Consider the following 14,550-nt stretch of genomic DNA (forward strand, 5'->3'; position numbering starts at 1 on the left):
AAATGCAGGATTTCCCTTTCCACTATCGAATTAGTAATGTTCGGAAAGGGGGTGTAACATGGCGGAAATTAAGGTAGGACTTACACAATTTTTAGACTTTACACTGAAAAGTAGTGCAGCTAAAACAAATTTTGTAAAGAATCTTAAATCTCAACCTGAATATCACCCAGTTTTTGATTACTGGAAACAATTACGAGAAACTGTTATTAAATTTCATAAAAACAAACTAGCTTTTGACTGTTTTGAAACATTAGTACAAACTGTTGACCAGAAGAAAAAGCAAAACTACATTGATGTTATAAAGCAGTATAAAAAATTTATTAAAAACAAAGACGTCTCTTGGTTTGATCCAGGTAAATCACATTGGTTATCACATAATTTAATCGTCCGCTCATCACCTGAACTCGGTTTGCTCATTAATGATGAGCCACATCTTATTAAACTGTTTTTCAAAGGAAAAAAAGAGCGAATTGATAAATATAACATCAACTCAACATTAACATTATTAAACGAATCAACATTTTCGAATGAACATAACAATGTGAATTATACGGTCCTTAATATCCAAAAGAACAAAATGTATACGAATAACTCTATTAATAATGATCATGTAATAGCTCTTGAATCAGAAGCTCACCAGCTTTGTTATTTATGGAATAAGATATAAAGGGTTTAGGAATCTCTTTATATGTCTTGTTCATGCGTAATTTAGGAACATTTTTCACAAACTACATTCATTTCGTTTAATTGAAGCTCACCTTCTTGTTTCTCACAAACAATGCAGGGTGGGCATTTTAAAAAAAATAGTTTCTTTACCCATTTCACCATCCTAGTTACCCCTTTGAAAGAATAATGTAATACTGTCTTTCTATCACATCTACATTCCCCCTGACTTCTACCGCTAAATACTTCCTAACATGTTCTTACGATTCCTTTCTCGCTCCATATCATGTTTTTCTTTCACTCTATACAGTGCCGCAATTTCCCCTTCTAGTTAGCCTTGCTTCTTTTACCTGCATTACTTTATTTAGCTGTAATTGTTGCTGGAACTCCGCTAACGCCACTTAATCTCTTGTCTCACAACACCTCATAAAAATATATGTGGAAAAGAACTTTATAGCAATGGCTATCATGAATACAATTTACCTTACTAATAAATAGTAGCCTTACAATTTCAGAAGTTTGACACAGCTCACGAAAAAGCTTATAAAGAAAAGTGAGGTTCCTAATATTCATTTCTAGATTTAAGATGCATATAAGACTAGGACATAAAAAGTAGAATCACACTGGATATCTACTCATATGTACCAGGACTTCAAGAAACTGCGGTGGATCAATTTGCTAACGAATTTTTCGAAAAGAAAGGTTCTCGTTATAAGTTTTCCTTTCACAGCAAATACACCAACTAAATAACCAAAAATATTGATAGTGAAAAAGGAGAAACTAACATGAAAGAAATCAAATCTGAACAGGAATTTAAAGACATCATCGCAAGCGAGGAGCCAGTAGTTGTTAAGTTCTTTACTACATGGTGTCCAGATTGCGTGCGGGTGAAGTAGTACGAATTATGTATGATTATACAATGTTAATAAGCGTTAATATATAAGGGTTTAGAGGACATATCAGCGACCATTTCCCTCTTACCATTACTAAGAAGTATTCGTTTAGTTTGCATTTTTGTTTGCAGTTTGGTTTGCAAACTTGTTAGCATATTTTTATTTAGATAATACACGCATTCCTTCTTAAAAATATGCCCATAATTATTTTTGTGATTTATTCTTTAATAAGGAAAATTGTAATTCCAATCTAATTTATTTAAATCTTCATGGAGCCTTTCTAAACGTTCGAAATCTTTTACGCCATATTCTTCTAAAGTTTCCTCATAATCATCACAAACTTTTCTTTCTAACCATTGTGTCATCATTTCAATTACTTCCTCTGCACTCACATTATACTTACGTAAAACCGTATTTAACGCTTTTGTTGTTTCAGTCATGATGGATCGCCCCTTTTTTATATTTCTTCTATTAGATGCACCCTCACAAACACATCATATTTAGCTGCTAACTCTTCCAATTTCTTTTCTCTATATTTTGTTACTGTAAAGAAATGAATCACTGGCATTTTCCCGTTGTACTTCTGTTTATAAATTTGCGTGAACTCTTCGTATTTTTTTATCTTCTCTTCATTCACTTTCATTTTCTGTGAGCGATCTACTTCGACTGCATGGAGTACCCCTTCTTCATCACGAAACTTCACATCAGGTACTATTTTCTTTTTTTCCTTATTCTTTATATAACGTATATCTGTTTCAATCTGCCAATCGTCTGGACAGAATAAATATAACCATGCTTCATTCCGTAATAGTGCATGTGCAAGCTTCCCTCTCGAAACAACCTTACCGTCATCACCAAACATGGCATGCCCCTCTTTATTGAGATAATACACATATTCTTTCCCTTGCATCGTCTTACTCAAATACGGCTTCAAATCGCCCATAATTCTGTTTGCATTTCGGATACCACCCATATCATGCACACTCATTACGTGTCTTCTTGTTGCAAACTGCAGCTTTCTAATCGTCGCAAGTATCGCCATCTGACGGTTGATTTTTATGTGACTCTGGATGTTCATGTTTTTCCACCTCATATTTTTTTAGATGTTTCCACATCATTTCATCGCTAATATAAGGAACTTGAATTTCAGTAAGCCGATCACTTTTATAAATCGCTCTACCAGGTAAGGATGGCAATATTTCTAGTCCAGATTCATCAAGAACAACCTCAGATGCCACTCTTGTCGGTAGTCGAAATCCTAACTTCGCATCGGACATTTGTTTAACCACTGAAGGTATTGATGTAACAGTTGGATACTGTGTAGCCAAAATCAAACGAAATCCTAATCCACCTGATACAGTCGCTATATAACTAAGCATGTACTGACACTCTTCTCGAATTTTATTAACAGCACGCGGTAATCCTTTTGCCGGAGCAAGTACGGCACCCTCATCGACAATTATGAAATACCTATCTTTTTCTTTTGTCTCAACTATATTTTTGTAGCCATTTTTCTTCATAAGTGTCCCACACTCTTCAATTTTCACCATAATTTTCCCGAGTACACGATGTGCCTTTTCGACTGAATCAGCTACCTCCACCACTTGTTTTAAATTACTAAACTCACTAAATTCCAATCCTTTTTCCTTCAAGTCAATTAAATATACATGAGCATTTTCAGGGTTTGCTTCAATCAAGGTGGTAAGTAGTACTTTCAAAAACACTGTTTTCCCCATTCGTGTAAGACCACCTAATACCATATGCGGAGTTTTATCGAAGTCATGATAAATCAATCTTTCTAGACTTTGCCCCATCGGAACGCGCCATTTCCCTTTCTCTACTAAACCTGTTGACCAATTCCACTTCTTCGGTATCTCCCGATGAAACACGCGAATGTTCAATTTATAATTATCGTAATGAATACGTACTGGTTTATTTAATCCTTCTGAAACTACATCCTCAACCTTCTGTATGATTTTACTCGGCATACCCAGCGGTAAGGTATATACATAAGTCGTACTACGATCATCCTCTATTTGCTTTTGGAACTTTGGATATTGTAATTTTTCTTCATTATTTCTCTTAATCGCAATACCAGCTACCTCAAAAAACACCTGTATTTTTCGCTTATCATCATTTTTACTTTTGAACTTTTCACCGAATAATGCCACTGTCAAACCTGCAGCTGGAACGAGTAATAATTCAATCATTTTCTCCACTCCCCATATACCCTTTATAAGGGTATATATCCCTTATTTTTGGAAGACTCCCGTACATGTTTTATGTCAACGTTCTGTAAATGTCCTGCAATTCCAGGTTGGTATTCCCTTATAGAAACGCGAAAAGCACATAACGTAGAAGATATAAGAACGAGCCCGTAAGCGTTGTGTACATGGTCATACGTGGAAGCCAATGTGGAACACTCTGCCCCATTTTTTCTGCAACCTTCATCGTAATCACTGACAAGCCTGTTGCCGTCCATACCACTATCGCTTCTCCTACGATTGTCATTTGAATCCCTCTTTTCGAATCAGTTGTAATCCTTTCGGTGTCATAACCGGTTGATACTCATTAATGACGTCTCCCCAATCAAGCACTTCATCCTCATCTTCGTATAAATCCTCCATAATATCTTTTGATAAACGGTAATAGCCTTTATACTCACAATCATTAAAAACCTCATGCCTTTCCATGTGGTCCACAATTGCGTTTGTTTCTTTTTTACCACTAGCACCTCTATACATATTTCTCAATTCTTTTGATGGATACAGGTAAGGAGTTTCATTCAAATATGAATATTGCCAACGCATGCGTGCCCTCTCCCCTCTTGGTGTCCTTGATTCCACTTGGTATTCCTCGTGGTCTTGATAAAGGTATATGATCTAGAAAGGAGGATTTTGCCTGTCTATACAAATTTAATTATGATTTTTTTACTAATTATATTTGGAAGGTAATTATCTGGACAATATGGAATAACTCAACAGGTGATAATAATGGTTATTTTGAAGAGTAACATTGGGGAATTATTAAAAAATAGTGGATTAAAAGGAAAGTGGATTGCACAGCAATTAAAGATAAGTCAAAATCAAATGAGTAATTATGTAACTGGTAAGTCTTATCCTCCAGTAGACAAGGCATTTGAGTTAGCGAAAATATTCAATTGTAAAGTTGATGATTTATATGAGGTACAAGAAAAAGCCCCTCCTTCTAATAAATCGTAAGTAAAAAGGAGGGGTAAATATAGCCATTTTAAAATATCAATATTATTGTTAATAAAATATTAGTTAGTATTGAGATTAACAAAATCCCCTTGCCCCATATACTTTTATATGGTGGAACAACTAATTGTTTAATTATACTTGTAATATCGTCTCTTACTTCCCATAGAGCTTCATTTAACCATAGCAACTTTGTAATAACTTCCTTTTCAGTTCCTTCTATTTCTTTATTTAAGATTAATCGAATGTTTGTTAAGAGTTCGTATATAGATTGAATTTTCCAGTTCAATTCATTATCTATATAAGGTGAACAAAGCGCTATTCTTTTTCGTACGTTTTCATTCAAAACTTTGAATTCTAATTTTATAGCATCTAAATTCAAATTAGAAATTCTTAACGAATCATTCGCTAATTGAAAGAACTCAACATTCGATTCATGTAAAATCTCAATCTTTTTATCTAGGTATTTATCTTCTCCTCTTCTTTTTAATTTATCTTTCCATCTTAAATGTTCCATTGTCTGATTAACAAAAACAACTACTAATGCTACCCCACCGCCAATTGCCGCGCTAATTAATGGTACAAATTCATTTTTCATTTTCTCTCATTCCCCTATTTTTTCTCTAATAAATCTTTTTATTTTGATACCATAATTAAATTATATTACAATTTTCCAAATATAAACATTAATAAAGAGTGAATTTCCCTATTATGGACATACTCATACTGAGGTGAATTGCATGATTTGGGCAATAGCATTACTTGGAATTGTTTTTCTCGTCGGTTATATAATGAGAAGTCCACACGTAACACCTGAAGAAATTAGAACCGAGCGAATCAAAAGAACTGCAACTCGTAGTAATTTAGAAGTAATGGATCCGAGGGAATTTGAACATTTTGTAGCTGATGTCTTTCGCACTCTTGGTTATACAGTCCAGGTTACTTCTGGTTCTAACGATGGCGGAAAAGACATTATCCTTTATAAAGATAACGAAATGAAATTTGTTGAGGTAAAGCGCTATACGAAAAACTCCATTGGCAGGCCGTTCATTCAGAAGCTTCATAGCGCCATTGTAGATGCGGATGCTGTTGGAGGATATTTTGTTACGTTGAGTAATTTTAACAAAAACGCAAGAATATACGCAGCCAATAAAAACATTGAGTTAATTGATGGGGATAAGCTCATTCATATGATGAATTCATAATTATTAAAGAAGCTGATTCTATAAAGGGATTAGTTTCTTTCTTTTTATAATCAGATTTACTAATATTTGCTATAATTAATTACATATTAATCAGTTATATATGCGGAGAGATTTTTGTGGAGAATAACTACATAAAGGTTAATGAATGTTATGATGTTTGAGAGTTTCCAGTTACACTTGCTGAAATAATTAATATTTCAAAGGAACTTCCAATTTAAAGAAAGTAATGAAAGCAAAAGAAGCAATTCATTTTGGGGAGTTGCTGATCCAAAGCCAAGTAAGAACGGATACATAGTTAGTTGAACAGTTGTTTGAGCCTTCCCGTATGAATACAGGCATCATTTATCTGGAAATGAAAAAATATTTGGTTCAAAAAACGTATGATTGGTAATAAATTCAAATAAATATAAAGGATTTGATAAACATGATTGCTAGGCAAAAAAACTTTTCGAACTATTACAAAAGGCATTATTGCACACAATGTAATCAATTCACTGTCCGAGAACATTGGGATTATTTTTTCGAGTGTGAAAATGATTGTGAAATTACTCAGAGACAAGTCGAACGCTTGATAGCAAAGGACAAATTCAAGGGGTACTATGAAAGAGAAGAAATAGAAAATAATTTTGTTTGCAATGAGCGTGATTTGTTTAAGCATCCCCTGGAACCTGAAAAAATTTTTTATACTTTATCAAAAAAAGAAGGTGAGGAATTAAACGAGCTATTTAAACGAAAAAATTATTTAGAGATTAAAATTGATGACTGTATAATTAAGTATTTAAACCAAAATCAATTAAATGAGCTACCTGATAAAATGAACAATTTTGGTTATATGGTTAACCTAATTGAAGACATTCACTATTTTTTAATTAGGTCTTGTCAAGAAATAATACTTTATGATATTGCATTAGAAAAAAATTCAAAACGCGATTGGGCTCCCTTCCATTCTTCAAGATTCTTTTTCAGTAATAGTATTGAATACTGTTGGTATGCTTATGAAAGAATAGTAGTTTATTTAGGGTTGAAGTATAACTATCAATTTTCTGAAGAAATTTCAAAAAACAAATCATTTCAGATCCTAAAACATCTCAAGAAAAATGAAAAATATAAGCTTTCAAATTTTAAAGATTTGTTAGCAAAATATAATAGTAACAATAAACATTTTATCGATAAATTCCGTAAAGAAAACACACATAGTATGTCTATTCATATTTCCAAACTTAATGAGTCTATAAAAAATAATGAAAAAGAACAAAAAGAAATAATGAGAAACAATGCTAATTATATGGATACTATACAATTAAAGCCTATTGTTAAAGATATTATTCGGTCAATTAAAAGCCTATACTGTATTCTCGAACAATTCCTTAATGATTTTTATGAAGATATAACACAGTTCGATAATCAATCAATACCGATGTTAAAAGAATACATTACACCAGTAAATATTAAATCGAAGGCAATATTGGAAATGGATCAAAATTATATAGAAGATTTAAAAGTACAGACTTTCTACAAGATCGCCACATCCAGTAAGTATATAAATCAAAAAGATAAACAACTCCTTTTTGACATCGCATTTCGTTTGGAAGAAGTTCAAAAGTGCATATATGACTCTATAAATATTTTTGTCGGCACTTTCTTTAATAGATGGTATCAAGAAATTGGGATAGATTTACGGCCTAATTTTGATGATAAATGTTTAATATATGCCGGGCAATGGAGAATAAATGCATGCATGGATAAAATCGCTGAATATTTCAAAAATAAACTTGATATTAATAAAATTAAATACTTTTCGGACTTTAAAGGATTAGATGATTCTTTTGATGATATCTACATAAGTAAAATCAATGAAATAATTGATAGTTCACCTTATGTTCTCTTGGCATCCTATAGAAACCAAACAGCACATAATCTAAGGCCTGGTGTATTATTTGGTGAAGAAACAGTTCAAATTGAGAATTTTAATATTCTTAATGCTATGTATGAAATTTTATTGAATTGTTTTAATTTATTACTTTTAGAACTTAATAACAACACAGAGCCAAGTGATATTTAACATTTTTATTATTATCCATCTACAAAATTCGTTAAAAAAATAGACTATAATTAATTAAGTTAATATAAATTAACATTGCTTCAAAAAATAAACAACAAAAACCGACTCCTTATGAGTCGGTTTTTGTTGTTCCATCCTTACCTCTAACAATTTCAATAATCAGTATTAATAAATCCCATAGTATTTGTTTAAATTTCTCACTCTTGAATAATCTAATTAAGAGATTCTGAATTTTCTCTTTTATAAATTTTAACATTACTTCTCCCACCACTTTTCCTTTAACATACTTTTAGCTATACTTCGTAAAAAATTACTTTTACTATTTAACGAAATATCTTCTAACAGTTTAATTGCAATTTCTTCATTAGATTGATTTCTATCCATATTTAGTAATTCTTCCGCTTTTTCTGAAAGTTCATTGATGTTTATATCAATATCATTTTTAACTGCAACATTAATTTCTTCCATTCTAAATTTCAATAAGCTTGATTCCTTTTCTGCCAAATCTAATGCAGCGCCCATAACTTGTGATTCAAACTTATTTTTTATCGCTTGTAATTCCTCATGCTTTTGGATTAACTGCAGTTCATTCTGAGAATCTACATTTCCGTTCTTATCCATCAAATCAACTCCTTATAATTTATATATATAAACATTTTAACGAAAAAATCGTTACAAATATATAGATTTATTTAATTTTTCCAAGCAACTAACTATCTCCAAAGGCATCTTTACATATAGAACATTGCAAAATTGACTAACACCTTTTCTACATTGCTATTCTTTCAGTTTTTCGATTCTATCATATCTCTTCCATTGTCCAAACCTCCCTCCTACTCTTCGCATAGCATGTACTAGAAAGGAGGTACGTACTTAATATGTCAAACTATTATTACAACCGTTCACATAAGTGTTATCGGAAGAAACGGAAAAAATGCGACTGTGATTGTCATTGTGAACCTCGCTATCAAACTTATACATCCGGCCCTCTATTCCGTAATGCTGACACTGATTTTATTCAAGTTTCTGCGCTTAATCAAACAGACGAACCACAAATTGTAACTATAGCGGTACAGAATTATCAAGATACTTGTGAGGGTGATATATACCCTTCTTATGGATATCTTTGTGGAGAGTTAATTAACGATGATAATGGTGGTTCTGATGATACTATACGAAACGGTAACGGTGGATGTATCTATTGTGAACCTGAAGGAGTAACTCCGTTTCTTGGACCAGTTACATTTACGATTCCACCACGGCAGCTGTTTAGCTTGAGGGTGTTTACGCCAACAGACCCAGCACGACCAACTGACCCTATATACGTAGTTCGGGTGACGACGCCGGTAGACCCTGTTTCCCCAACTGACCCTCTCTCTCCGCAGGACCCTTTCCGACCAGTTACCATAAACACATGGGGCATTAACTTCGCTGGAGTAATTCAGCAAGGGAATACGGTGTTGAACGAGCAGTTTGGACCAGTTGACCCGTTACTTCCAACCGATCCCTTCTAATACAGAACAAATAAAAAAAGCCGTCAAATGACGGCTCTTATTTTTGCTCAAACTATTCTTTTGTATAGAAGTATTTAAGTCCTCTAGCATCTAACCACGCTGTCGCTCGGTCTAGTTCATTCCCTTGGCGATATGCTGTTTCAAATCTAACTAATCCTTGTTTATCTCCATATGAGATAATACGAGATTCATACCCAAGAGCATCCATCATTCCTAACATTTCTGGTACTAACGCTGTACCAAACTCATACGTAACAACTTTATTAAATTTATTCACGATAATCTCCACTCCTTCTTCTTGTTTCTCTGTTTTTTCAGCAATTTGATTTGTAAACCACGACAAGGACTTGCTTCCAATTAACTCATTTAAATCACATTTACCAATACCAGGTACAATCCCTGTTTCTGTGTATTGCCAAATATCACATGGATATGCTGGTTTGTTACTGCCATAACGTGGAATCCATACGAAGTCACATTTTACATTTGCCATACCAAAAGGAGCGTACATATGATGGCCGACATATAAGCCGACTTTCTTAGCGCCTAAACGGTATAACTCATCGATAAACGCTTGGGTGCCAGCTCTCATGTCGTCCATTGTTTTTACTTCTACATCAGCCACCCAGACCGTCGCACTTTTATCTCCACGGTTCCAGAAGTCTTGCGCTTCTTTCTTTGCATCAGCAATGGAAACGAATCGGCAAAATGCATAGTTACCAAAAGGAATGTTATGTTGCTTCATGGCTTGTACATATCCTTTGTATAATGGATCAACGTAATTTGAGCCATCTTGCACACGAGCAATTACAAAATCCAAATACTGTTTTGCGACTGTCCAGTTAATATTTCCGTTCCATTTTGAAATATCTACGATTTGTCCCATTATTGATCCACTCCTTTTTTCTCCGTTTGTTTTTGTTTCCCACCTAAAATTTCAACAGCATTCGTTAAAGCTTGCGGAAGCGGAACTCCCATTCTTCCTGCATTTTCTAAAAGAGACAGTAACTCATTTCCGATAAAAAAGAAAATCGTCGCTTCTCGTATTGCACTGTTTGTTCCCATAATTGCATCCGCTTGGGTAGCTGCTGCAACCAAAAGAAAAAGCACCACCTTTTTGGCGATGCCTTTAAATCCCACTTTACTTTTTAATTCCCCGTTAAAGCCTGCTGCGAATACACCGGTAATATAGTCGATTGCTGCCATGATAACAAGAACTTTCAACGTTGTATCCCACCCTCCCAAAAAGTATCCGCAGTAGCCACCAAAAGCAGCGATAAAAGATTTTAGTAATACATCAATTCGTTCCATTGTTCCTCTCCTTCCCAAAATAAAAAAGCCCACTATTGTGCGCTATCCGTAATTAAATCTACTCTTCCATTGTCAGTCAGGTATTTATCAATTCTTTCTTTGTAAGTCTTCATTTTTACGATAATAAATGTATACGTAAACACTTCATCAATCACTCGCTGTGCCATGTACTCAGCCATTCTACATCCGCTCCTTTTTATTAAATGCTTGCAATGATTAATTCATCCAAAGCCTTTTGCATCAACGCTTGTTGCTCATTTAACGCCTTCAATTCTTCCTTATCTGGGCTGTTAATAATAATTTCATCTAATGCTTGTTGCATTAATTCCTGTTGTTTTTTAAGTACTATTAATGCGTCTGCGTTGGAATCATCCACTTGGATAACTTCCCACTCGTAATAAAAAGAATTCTCCTGCTTATTGTAGTAAACACGGCCGATTCGATTCCCCTCGATTTTATCGCTTGGTATTTCGCCATTATATAAAACCCAACCTTGTTTAATGGCATCTTGTGCGTTTTTTGCGAATCCGTTTAATTCATCTAATGGCATTAGATGCCTACTTACAACTAACCCTTTTTCGTTTGCAATAAATGCTTGCATTCACTTCACTCCTTACTCCCATAAAAACGGGAATGCTCCATACGGACTTTGATCTACAACTAATGTTTTTACGGACTCAACTGTAATCGGATAAGTCCATACTACTTGTCCAGCAGATGAGATTTTCTTAACTGAATCTTTGAAAGCTGCAAAGACATTTCCTGTTTTATCAACAGTAATATCTTTTATATCACCTGGTACAGACCAAGTAACTTTTAAATCTGGTCCCATCTTTACAAGTGAACTAGGTAAATTTGCTGCATCAGTATAAACCGCATATAAATTTTTATATTGATCGAGTGTAGTCTGTAAAATTGATACTACGTTCGTAGCGGCAGTAGCTACCTCTTTACCATTTGGATCAATCTTCTTAAATGTAGCTGTATCATTGCCGGCTGTATTCATAAATGTGTAAATAAACCCTTGACTATCTATAGATAGATTAGGGGCTTTGTTTGAAGAAAAAGAGTAATTCCAAATGTCTTTTCCGCCAGGAGAAACCTTTTTAATTTGACTCCCACCAGAATAATAACTGATGTATACATTTCCGGTTACGTCTACAATGATATCCTCCAAGAAATCCGTTTGGTTAATCTCCCAAATTCTTTCACCATCAGGACTAAATTTTAGTAACCGCCTAATATCATTAAATGCATAAATGTATCCGTCTTTATCTACCGCTAACCGCTGAATACTCCTGTCATAACTTTTAGACCATATTACTTGTCCTGTAGGTGAGATTTTTTTAATTTCACCTACAGTGGCTGCTGCGTTCGGTGCTCCAGAAGCGCTGTAAATATACCCATTTTTATCAACTACCACATCGTTAACAGCACCAATATGGTTATTGACAGACCAAACTTCTTTCCCTGTATCTGGTGCAATCTTTTTAACCGTTTTATCGGTTGTTCCAATATATATGCTGAGTTCTAAATTGCTAAAGCTTCGCCAACTTGTACCATCCCAATATTGACCAATTAACCATTCCCATTTTCCGTTTTTGTAAATACGGGATGTACCAAGCAACGAGTAGACTTGCATAAACTTATTTTTTAAGACATTAATTTTGCTAGAATCCATTGAACTAATGAAATTCTCTCTTGAATACTCGATGTTGATTTCTTTTTTGTTAGAGAATACTTTAAGCGCTCGTTCTAACATAAATTTAATATCAATATCGTAAAGACTGATCCACAGCGTCCCTTCCACTTTTGGTGGCTCTAATCCATATTCTCGGAATACAGTTTTGGTTGCTGGTGTAGCAGACTTAATCCATACTGTACCTTTATTTTTTGTTGTTGGCTCAGTGTTTTGGACAAATACTTTTACTGCTCGTATCAATCCAAGATTTGCCCCACCAATACCATGTTCTTCTAAAAAACTCATCGCGGCACCGCCTTTACAAAATCACCGTCTTCATCGTATTTCAAATCGAATATTTTTGTTTTGTATGATACACCATCTTTATAATAAGTAACGGTACGAACAAGATAATTACCATCTGTATCAGGACTAGAAAGAACTGAACGTTTCCAAAGTTTTCCGTCCTCTTGCATTTCCTCGTAAGTTGTAAAAATACCATTCTCATCTTTTCCGCTTCTGGATGGAATCTTTTCTTCTGCATCACTTGTTGTAAGGACTCGTTCGCCTTTTACTTTTACCCCTTGTGTGTTTACTTCACCTTCAGGATTTATCCATATTGCCTTTGCCCATTGCCAGTCATCTTTATTTGTAGTTCCTGACGGAATGAATTTCAATCCCTCTTGGTTTGTATTTATTAACCACCACTTTTTATCATGTGGTCGGAACTGCATAGGATTAGGATTATAATAAGCGAAGTCTCCTGTTAGGTTGTCCCCACCTTTAGACACTAGATTATTTGCATTGACGAAAAATTCCCCAGTCTTACCGTCAAGTTTCCACAGGTATTTATTCCCCGGATGGTTCCATGCAAACCAATCACCATTGTTATCTACTGCTATCCCCGCAAGAGACGTACCGTCATCTTTTTTAAATTGAAGCTCTTTATTCGTTCGGAACTCCAAATGACCTGTCATAGCATCCCCGGTTTTCTTTAGGAGGTTTGTTTCTGCTGATACTGTAAATAAATTAGCAGCTCTATTATATTTGAAAATTTGCTTGTTATCTTTATAATTGTGGAACAAAAGATCGTTTTGAGAAGATTCGATTGTCCATAATCTGTCCGCGCCTTCTTTCCATTCTAAACCTCTATTCGGGATTCCTGCCCCGACCGGAAATGTTAGAAGTCCTGTCATGGTATCTCCTGTTTTCTTTAGGAGATTGTCTGCATTGACTGTAAAGGTCCCATCTTCATTTTTAACAAAAAAGTATTTTCCTCCTTGTTCATCCCATGCGAAGAATCTATTTTTTTCATCTACAGCCAAGGAAGCTCTTCTTTTTCCGTCTGCACCTTGGAAGAAAATTTGCATACGGTTATCCATTGTAAGGTTACCGCTCATTGTATCTCCTGTTTTCTTCAGAAGATTAGTCTGAGCATTTACAGAAAAAGTATCTGTACTAATGTTATAAACCCAAGGGTACTTTTCAATTGCTCCATTAAAGCCTCGAAAGTAAATCTCAGAGTTGTTATAGATCAAATCCGCTTTCTTGGTTTCGCCATCCAACCAAGACACCCCTTTAAGTGGAGCAGCAAAGTTTAATGGTCCTGTCATTATATCCCCTGATTTTTTTAAGAGGTTGTCTGCATTGACGATAAACCCAGAATCATCATTTGACATCAGTGTTTTCTTACGCTTCCAATCTTGCATGATAAGTCTCTTACCATCTGATTCAGTAACTAAACCGTAATCCATATTCACATCATCTTTCCAGATTACACCTGTACCAGATTTATCAAACTTGAGTTGTCCACTCATTGTATCCCCTGATTTAGAAACCTTTTTTGCTAAATTATCATCAATTTCTTTTTTAGCTGTATTAAAATCTGCTTGCAGCATTACCAATCTATCGATGTCTTCAAATATTTTATTCAACACTGCTCTATTTACATATTCATTACCATTTGGCAATGCTAGTTTTAATCGATTTGTTAAGCTAGGCAC

At 34.4% G+C, this 14,550-nt stretch carries 18 protein-coding genes and 2 pseudogenes; 6 read left to right on the plus strand and 14 right to left on the minus strand.

Going from position 1 to position 14,550, the window contains the following annotated elements; all coding sequences use genetic code 11:
- Nucleotides 1-58 precede the first annotated feature (58 nt).
- The 3 genes and pseudogenes from QCI47_RS16175 to QCI47_RS16185 all read left to right on the plus strand — a co-directional run.
- Entirely contained in the window at nt 59-667 is a 609-nt protein-coding gene (locus QCI47_RS16175) for a hypothetical protein (RefSeq protein ID WP_000807973.1), read from the plus strand.
- A 506-nt stretch (nt 668-1,173) separates the two neighbouring features.
- Nucleotides 1,174-1,409: pseudogene (locus tag QCI47_RS16180) on the plus strand (hypothetical protein); the annotation flags it as partial.
- 39 nt (nt 1,410-1,448) lie between these two features.
- Nucleotides 1,449-1,553: pseudogene (locus tag QCI47_RS16185) on the plus strand (thioredoxin domain-containing protein); the annotation flags it as partial.
- A 227-nt stretch (nt 1,554-1,780) separates the two neighbouring features.
- Here QCI47_RS16185 and QCI47_RS16190 read toward each other — a convergent pair.
- The 5 genes from QCI47_RS16190 to QCI47_RS16210 form a co-directional block, all read right to left on the minus strand.
- Nucleotides 1,781-1,996 carry a hypothetical protein gene (locus tag QCI47_RS16190; protein WP_270702609.1) on the minus strand — a complete coding sequence of 72 codons (216 nt, stop codon included), beginning with the start codon at nt 1,994-1,996 and terminating at the stop codon, nt 1,781-1,783.
- A gap of 17 nt (nt 1,997-2,013) precedes the next feature.
- Complete coding sequence (locus tag QCI47_RS16195; RefSeq protein ID WP_270702636.1) at nt 2,014-2,544, minus strand: replication-relaxation family protein; 531 nt, start codon at nt 2,542-2,544, stop codon at nt 2,014-2,016.
- 31 nt (nt 2,545-2,575) lie between these two features.
- Nucleotides 2,576-3,766, minus strand: coding sequence for an FtsK/SpoIIIE domain-containing protein (locus QCI47_RS16200; RefSeq protein WP_270702607.1), 1,191 nt, complete (start codon nt 3,764-3,766; stop codon nt 2,576-2,578).
- A 118-nt stretch (nt 3,767-3,884) separates the two neighbouring features.
- Nucleotides 3,885-4,067, minus strand: a complete 183-nt coding sequence (locus QCI47_RS16205) for a hypothetical protein (RefSeq protein ID WP_097820102.1) — start codon at nt 4,065-4,067, stop codon at nt 3,885-3,887.
- Entirely contained in the window at nt 4,064-4,366 is a 303-nt protein-coding gene (locus QCI47_RS16210; RefSeq protein ID WP_270702605.1) for a hypothetical protein, read from the minus strand. The genes QCI47_RS16205 and QCI47_RS16210 overlap by 4 nt, the downstream gene beginning before the upstream one ends.
- A gap of 183 nt (nt 4,367-4,549) precedes the next feature.
- Between QCI47_RS16210 and QCI47_RS16215 the strand changes: the two genes are divergently transcribed.
- Nucleotides 4,550-4,777 carry a helix-turn-helix transcriptional regulator gene (locus QCI47_RS16215; protein ID WP_270702603.1) on the plus strand — a complete coding sequence of 76 codons (228 nt, stop codon included), beginning with the start codon at nt 4,550-4,552 and terminating at the stop codon, nt 4,775-4,777.
- A 28-nt stretch (nt 4,778-4,805) separates the two neighbouring features.
- Here QCI47_RS16215 and QCI47_RS16220 read toward each other — a convergent pair whose 3' ends face one another.
- Nucleotides 4,806-5,372 (minus strand): hypothetical protein, encoded by a 567-nt coding sequence (locus QCI47_RS16220; RefSeq protein ID WP_270702602.1) that lies wholly within the window; start codon nt 5,370-5,372, stop codon nt 4,806-4,808.
- Nucleotides 5,373-5,514: 142 nt separating this feature from the next.
- Here QCI47_RS16220 and QCI47_RS16225 point away from each other — a divergent pair, with 142 nt between their 5' ends.
- The gene (locus tag QCI47_RS16225; RefSeq protein ID WP_270702600.1) at nt 5,515-5,979 is read left to right on the plus strand and encodes a restriction endonuclease; all 465 of its coding nucleotides are present in this window, start codon (nt 5,515-5,517) and stop codon (nt 5,977-5,979) included.
- 424 nt (nt 5,980-6,403) lie between these two features.
- Complete coding sequence (locus QCI47_RS16230) at nt 6,404-8,041, plus strand: hypothetical protein (protein ID WP_270702599.1); 1,638 nt, start codon at nt 6,404-6,406, stop codon at nt 8,039-8,041.
- A 255-nt stretch (nt 8,042-8,296) separates the two neighbouring features.
- Here QCI47_RS16230 and QCI47_RS16235 read toward each other — a convergent pair whose 3' ends face one another.
- From QCI47_RS16235 to QCI47_RS16270, 8 genes are all read right to left on the minus strand, one after another.
- Nucleotides 8,297-8,662, minus strand: coding sequence for a hypothetical protein (locus QCI47_RS16235; protein ID WP_270702598.1), 366 nt, complete (start codon nt 8,660-8,662; stop codon nt 8,297-8,299).
- Between the two features lie 577 nt (nt 8,663-9,239).
- Nucleotides 9,240-9,449, minus strand: a complete 210-nt coding sequence (locus QCI47_RS16240) for a hypothetical protein (RefSeq protein ID WP_353811858.1) — start codon at nt 9,447-9,449, stop codon at nt 9,240-9,242.
- Between the two features lie 158 nt (nt 9,450-9,607).
- A complete protein-coding gene (locus QCI47_RS16245; RefSeq protein WP_270702594.1) occupies nt 9,608-10,441 on the minus strand; it encodes a GH25 family lysozyme in 834 nt (277 codons plus the stop codon).
- Nucleotides 10,441-10,866 carry a phage holin family protein gene (locus tag QCI47_RS16250; protein ID WP_073535912.1) on the minus strand — a complete coding sequence of 142 codons (426 nt, stop codon included), beginning with the start codon at nt 10,864-10,866 and terminating at the stop codon, nt 10,441-10,443. Before QCI47_RS16250 ends, QCI47_RS16245 begins: the two co-directional genes overlap by 1 nt.
- A 32-nt stretch (nt 10,867-10,898) precedes the next feature.
- Nucleotides 10,899-11,045 (minus strand): hypothetical protein, encoded by a 147-nt coding sequence (locus tag QCI47_RS16255; protein WP_227585607.1) that lies wholly within the window; start codon nt 11,043-11,045, stop codon nt 10,899-10,901.
- A 20-nt stretch (nt 11,046-11,065) separates the two neighbouring features.
- A complete protein-coding gene (locus QCI47_RS16260) occupies nt 11,066-11,467 on the minus strand; it encodes a hypothetical protein (protein ID WP_227585606.1) in 402 nt (133 codons plus the stop codon).
- A gap of 12 nt (nt 11,468-11,479) precedes the next feature.
- Entirely contained in the window at nt 11,480-12,853 is a 1,374-nt protein-coding gene (locus QCI47_RS16265) for an outer membrane protein assembly factor BamB family protein (protein ID WP_270702591.1), read from the minus strand.
- Nucleotides 12,850-14,550, minus strand: coding sequence for a hypothetical protein (locus QCI47_RS16270; protein WP_073530774.1), 1,701 nt, complete (start codon nt 14,548-14,550; stop codon nt 12,850-12,852). The genes QCI47_RS16265 and QCI47_RS16270 overlap by 4 nt, the downstream gene beginning before the upstream one ends.

The sequence above is a fragment of the Bacillus cereus group sp. RP29 genome (assembly GCF_040459765.1).
GTDB classification, from domain to species: domain Bacteria; phylum Bacillota; class Bacilli; order Bacillales; family Bacillaceae_G; genus Bacillus_A; species Bacillus_A paranthracis.

Coding starts and splice junctions, on each gene's coding strand:
- QCI47_RS16175 (WP_000807973.1), top strand. CDS start 59: ATGGCGGAAATTAAGGTAGGACTTACACAATTTTTAGACTTTACACTG.
- QCI47_RS16190 (WP_270702609.1), bottom strand. CDS start 1,996: ATGACTGAAACAACAAAAGCGTTAAATACGGTTTTACGTAAGTATAAT.
- QCI47_RS16195 (WP_270702636.1), bottom strand. CDS start 2,544: ATGAGTGTGCATGATATGGGTGGTATCCGAAATGCAAACAGAATTATG.
- QCI47_RS16200 (WP_270702607.1), bottom strand. CDS start 3,766: ATGATTGAATTATTACTCGTTCCAGCTGCAGGTTTGACAGTGGCATTA.
- QCI47_RS16205 (WP_097820102.1), bottom strand. CDS start 4,067: ATGACAATCGTAGGAGAAGCGATAGTGGTATGGACGGCAACAGGCTTG.
- QCI47_RS16210 (WP_270702605.1), bottom strand. CDS start 4,366: ATGCGTTGGCAATATTCATATTTGAATGAAACTCCTTACCTGTATCCA.
- QCI47_RS16215 (WP_270702603.1), top strand. CDS start 4,550: ATGGTTATTTTGAAGAGTAACATTGGGGAATTATTAAAAAATAGTGGA.
- QCI47_RS16220 (WP_270702602.1), bottom strand. CDS start 5,372: ATGAAAAATGAATTTGTACCATTAATTAGCGCGGCAATTGGCGGTGGG.
- QCI47_RS16225 (WP_270702600.1), top strand. CDS start 5,515: ATGATTTGGGCAATAGCATTACTTGGAATTGTTTTTCTCGTCGGTTAT.
- QCI47_RS16230 (WP_270702599.1), top strand. CDS start 6,404: ATGATTGCTAGGCAAAAAAACTTTTCGAACTATTACAAAAGGCATTAT.
- QCI47_RS16235 (WP_270702598.1), bottom strand. CDS start 8,662: ATGGATAAGAACGGAAATGTAGATTCTCAGAATGAACTGCAGTTAATC.
- QCI47_RS16240 (WP_353811858.1), bottom strand. CDS start 9,449: ATGGTAACTGGTCGGAAAGGGTCCTGCGGAGAGAGAGGGTCAGTTGGG.
- QCI47_RS16245 (WP_270702594.1), bottom strand. CDS start 10,441: ATGGGACAAATCGTAGATATTTCAAAATGGAACGGAAATATTAACTGG.
- QCI47_RS16250 (WP_073535912.1), bottom strand. CDS start 10,866: ATGGAACGAATTGATGTATTACTAAAATCTTTTATCGCTGCTTTTGGT.
- QCI47_RS16255 (WP_227585607.1), bottom strand. CDS start 11,045: ATGGCTGAGTACATGGCACAGCGAGTGATTGATGAAGTGTTTACGTAT.
- QCI47_RS16260 (WP_227585606.1), bottom strand. CDS start 11,467: ATGCAAGCATTTATTGCAAACGAAAAAGGGTTAGTTGTAAGTAGGCAT.
- QCI47_RS16265 (WP_270702591.1), bottom strand. CDS start 12,853: ATGAGTTTTTTAGAAGAACATGGTATTGGTGGGGCAAATCTTGGATTG.